The sequence below is a fragment of the Methanosarcinales archaeon genome, from assembly GCA_014859725.1.
In the GTDB taxonomy this organism is placed as follows: Archaea; Halobacteriota; Methanosarcinia; order Methanosarcinales; family Methanocomedenaceae; genus Kmv04.
Map to the genome: position 1 here is coordinate 1 of JACUTQ010000168.1, position 4,312 is coordinate 4,312.

A 4,312-nucleotide genomic window follows, 5' to 3' on the forward strand; every position below is an offset into this window, starting at 1 on the left:
GCTGTAATTAGTTAATTATCTTAAATCGGAAGTAGGGCTATTCGGAAGTACTGTATTTATTTTATTGGGCCTATAAACCGAAACATTACATTTGAAAATTAACCTGGAAGATTTCGTTGCTATGATCTCTACGATCATGCAACAGCTGATTGTGATGCATCGACATATCGTGGGTTGTTAATGATTAATAATTATGATTGTAAACGTAAACACGTTTTTCTAAAGTTTACGATTTCCAGACCAAAAAAGGGGAATTCATATTTGAATTTTCATCATTCTAAATTAACTTTTTCAAATCCCAATAAGGAACTCTTAGATTTCATTAAAAGCTTGATGGTACTTGATTATTCCATTTATCCCTTTCAGTGCAAATTCTTCAAGCTCTTTGACCATGAAAATTTCCGGAGGCACTTGATATTCAGACGTGATACCATAATTGACAGATGGTACAAAGCCAAATCGCTGATAATATTCTGGGTGTCCGAGTACAACAATGGCTTTATATCCGGATGTTGTGCAATACCTCAAACCTTCCTCTACCAATCTGGAACCCACACCCTTATTTTGACACTCAGGCAGAACAGCCATTGGTGCCAATCCTGCAATTAATGGTGCTGGTTGATTCCCTTCTAATGAAACCGGGCTAAATAATATATGACCAATAAGCTCGCCTTTTTCCTCAGCAACCAGTGAGATAAGAGGAGCACCACTTTTCCTTAAAGCATCAACAAGGTTTGCTTCATCATTAGTACCAAATGCAGCAGAGTTAATATTTCGAATTTTCTCCTGGTCATCTGGTTTTTCCCAACGGACGATCATAATAAAACCTCCTCACCAATAACTACAAAACTACGAAGCTGGCAAAGGAGTGCAGCAGATGACATTGCATCTTCAGTTGTTTGTAGAAAGAGTGACACTTACTTTTTATTTAACTTACATTTGCGCCAAATGGCTACCCCTTTAAGCATAGAAATTGAAATCAGCATTTGGGAAACAGCCATGACAGTACACCCTGAACAAAAAAACGAATTACGAAGCGTCTGGATAAAGACAGCGGAACATCAGCTTTTCCATGAACTGGAAACAGAATACGGATTTCCACGGGCAACCTGCCGCTCACTCGTTCAATTAATGCAGGAATTCATTGAGCTGAATTATGGAAACCTGCGAGGAGACAAACAGATCATTTATCATGCAGTAAGCAAGGACGAACCTCCAGGCAAGCAGTTGGACAAAATCAAAACCGTATCCGTAAAGCTCACCATATCCCATCCAGAGGATACAGAGATTCTTGAGAAAAAAGGCATTCATGCACTCAGGCAGCACAAAATGATGCGGTTTGCTACCGAAGCATATGATCAGGGTGGACTCCTTGTCCAGGAAGATCTCGCATTGCTCCTTAACAGCGGAAGACGAACGATACAGAGGGACATGGCTTATCTTAAGAAACATGAAATAATTATTCCTACACGAGGTTCAATCCAGGACATAGGTCCGACCATATCTCATAAAACGAAAATCGTGGAACTCTATCTCAAAGGATATGAATACACAGAGATCGAGAGACGTACGAGGCATACTGGACAATCAATCAAAAGGTACATCATAGGATTCTCAAAAGTCGTGATGCTGCACAGCAAAGGCTTCACTTTAGATCAAATCCGGGAACTTACGAATACTACAGAGAAAGTGGTAAAGGAGTACCTTGAACTGTATCAGAAATATGGGGAACTCAGTAAGGATAGAATGGATCAATTGGTTTCAACTCCAAAGATCAAAGTAGAGAATAAAAAAAAGGAGATGAGCCTATGACCTCAAATATTTCAGGAAAAAGCATTGGCTCAGCAATTAAATCACTTCTGAATTCAGAATATAAATTCATGGGAGGGGATAGGGTCCAGGAAATGTTCATTGGAGATGTCCTACAACTTTTCAAGAAATTTAATCGTGATGCCTGGAATCTTGAACCGGGTCAAACTATGTGGTTTGCTGTGTGTGCAGATGAAAAACAGAGCTATGGGAAAACGCTTGAGAAAACGAGAATTACTCCGGTTATCTTGTCCATTGTCCATGATGAAGACAAAAAAACGAGAGAGAATGGCTATTCTCACAAAGAGTTATGAAGGTTTAAGATTGCAAGAATTTTAAGGGAAGCTTTTAGGCAGAACGGTGTTCTTTCACAAGCAGACGTGGCGGAGATGCTGGGTATCAGCACTGGAACTGTTAGTAAGGATATCAGAGAGTATCAGATCGAGAATCAGGTTGTACTACCTTATCGGGGAACCATACACGATCTTGGAAGGGCGATTACTCATAAAAAGATGATTATTGGGCATTTTCTCAAAAATGTGCAAACTCCTGATATTTCCCGAATAACTGGCCATACTGAAGAAGCATGTGACCGTTATATCAAATCATATAAAAAAGTGAGAACCCTATACAGTAGCATGAATCATAATGAAATTTCCAGAACTCTGGATATGAGTGAATCTTTGGTAAAGGAATATATTGTAATACATGAAGAATTCAATAAGATGGAGGAAAAAATTAATGACGGTTCAAATCAGGAATAAGGGGGGCGTCATTTGGCGTCATTTCAATATTAATAGTAATTGCGTTTTCTAAGGTGTATCCACACAAATCTTTTGGTTAATTTTACCAACTTATTTTTGGCAGTCCCAAAATTGTCAATCAGATTCTCATTATCAAAAAAGATAAGTACATCTTCACTATAATTATTAATCCCAGGTATTTTAAGGGGATGGAAGATGAAAAAGGAGAAGAATTTCAGCACTCAATGTGTTCATGCTGGAGAAGCACCAGATCCTTCTTATGGAGCGCATACAACACCGATATTTCAAACTTCCACCTTTGTATTTGATAATGCCCAACAGGGTGCTGCAAGATTTACTGGTGACGAAGAAGGATACATATATGCCCGTGTAGGACCAAACACGCCCACACATGCAGCTTTTGTGAAAAAAATAGCTACACTTGAAGGAGGCGAAACCGGTCAGGCCTTCTCATCAGGAATGGCTGCAATAACTGCTGTAGCTCTTTCTCAACTGGAACAAGGAGACCACCTTTTATCAACCAATGTGGTCTATGGTGGTACGTACGGATTATTTTCCTCAATTCTAACAAAGCTCGGTATTGAGGTCAGTCTTGTTGATACATCAAATCACGAGAATGTGAAGAAGAAAATAAGAAAAAATACAAAGATCATTTTTTTAGAAACACCGGCTAATCCCACCATGATCATTAGTGATATTGAAGAGATATGTAAAATGGCCCGCGATATAGGTGCGCTTTGTGTCGTTGACAACACATTTGCAACTCCTCGCTTCCAGAGACCATTACAATTGGGTGCAGACGTAGTTGTACATAGTTGTACGAAATATATTGGTGGTCATGCAGACCTTTTAGGTGGTGTTGTTGTTGGAAAAAAAGATTTTATCGAAAGCATGACATCTGTGGTAAATTATACCGGGGGAACGATGGGTCCACTTGAAGCCTGGTTATGTATCAGAGGATTGAAGACCCTGCATCTTAGAATGGAAAAGCACGCAAGTAATGGTATGAAAGTAGCCGAATTTCTGGAAGCACATCCAAAAATTGGTTGGGTCAGATATCCTGGATTGCCCACTCATCCACAATATGATATCGGAAAAAAGCAGATGAGTGGTTATAGTGGTATGATCGCTTTTGGAATAAAGGGGGGCATAGAAGCTGGACAGAAACTTATGAACAGCGTAAAATTGTGTTCATTGGCAGTTAGTCTTGGTGCAGTTGATACCCTGATCCAGCATCCTGCGTCCATGACCCATGCAAATGTTCCCGTTGATGTAAGAACGAAGACGGGAATAACTGATGATCTGGTGAGAATTTCAGTAGGTATCGAAGATGCAGAAGACATAATAGCAGATCTGGATCAGGCTTTAGCGCACCTGTGAACGATAGCTGATATATTGTGAAATAAATCCGTTAGAAAGGAGGGGGCAGCTACTCTGGAAGCCTGGCCAGCAAAAAGATATGTTGATAACATTATCAATACATCCCTAAACCAGGAAAGAAAACAAAACGTCCTCTCTCCATCCCAACCATGTATGACCGGGCAATGCAGGCCCTCTATGCTCTGGCACTTCAACCAGTTGCAGAAACGAGTGCTGATGCTAGGTCATTTGGGTTTCGATTGTTTCGAAGTGCACAGGATGCAGCACAGTATGCATTTATTTGCCTTCACAATCCAAAATCAGCCCCATGGATACTTGAAGGGGATATTAAAGGATGTTTTGACAATATATCTCATGAA

The 4,312-nt window shown here is 40.0% G+C and carries 6 protein-coding genes; 5 read left to right on the forward strand and 1 reads right to left on the reverse strand.

Translation table 11 applies throughout. The annotated features are described in order from the left end of the window. Nucleotides 1-312: 312 nt before the first annotated feature. The gene (locus IBX40_11245; GenBank protein MBE0524892.1) at nt 313-819 is read right to left on the reverse strand and encodes an N-acetyltransferase; all 507 of its coding nucleotides are present in this window, start codon (nt 817-819) and stop codon (nt 313-315) included. Between the two features lie 180 nt (nt 820-999). On the opposite strand from IBX40_11245, the gene IBX40_11250 reads away from it, so the two are divergent. The 5 genes from IBX40_11250 to IBX40_11270 all read left to right on the forward strand — a co-directional run. Further along, nucleotides 1,000-1,812 carry a DUF1670 domain-containing protein gene (locus IBX40_11250; protein MBE0524893.1) on the forward strand — a complete coding sequence of 271 codons (813 nt, stop codon included), beginning with the start codon at nt 1,000-1,002 and terminating at the stop codon, nt 1,810-1,812. Continuing rightward, entirely contained in the window at nt 1,809-2,123 is a 315-nt protein-coding gene (locus IBX40_11255; GenBank protein MBE0524894.1) for a DUF1670 domain-containing protein, read from the forward strand. The genes IBX40_11250 and IBX40_11255 overlap by 4 nt, the downstream gene beginning before the upstream one ends. Nucleotides 2,124-2,132: 9 nt before the next feature. Then, entirely contained in the window at nt 2,133-2,573 is a 441-nt protein-coding gene (locus IBX40_11260; protein MBE0524895.1) for a DUF1670 domain-containing protein, read from the forward strand. Between the two features lie 195 nt (nt 2,574-2,768). Continuing rightward, a complete protein-coding gene (locus IBX40_11265; GenBank protein MBE0524896.1) occupies nt 2,769-3,953 on the forward strand; it encodes a PLP-dependent transferase in 1,185 nt (394 codons plus the stop codon). Nucleotides 3,954-4,054: 101 nt separating this feature from the next. Further along, the coding region (locus tag IBX40_11270) for a group II intron reverse transcriptase domain-containing protein (protein MBE0524897.1) at nt 4,055-4,312 on the forward strand (258 nt) is incomplete at its 3' end.

What these genes read in the sequence shown, in the direction of transcription:
- IBX40_11250 (MBE0524893.1), top strand. Translation starts at nt 1,000, where the DNA reads ATGACAGTACACCCTGAACAAAAAAACGAATTACGAAGCGTCTGGATA.
- IBX40_11265 (MBE0524896.1), top strand. Translation starts at nt 2,769, where the DNA reads ATGAAAAAGGAGAAGAATTTCAGCACTCAATGTGTTCATGCTGGAGAA.
- IBX40_11255 (MBE0524894.1), top strand. Translation starts at nt 1,809, where the DNA reads ATGACCTCAAATATTTCAGGAAAAAGCATTGGCTCAGCAATTAAATCA.
- IBX40_11245 (MBE0524892.1), bottom strand. Translation starts at nt 819, where the DNA reads ATGATCGTCCGTTGGGAAAAACCAGATGACCAGGAGAAAATTCGAAAT.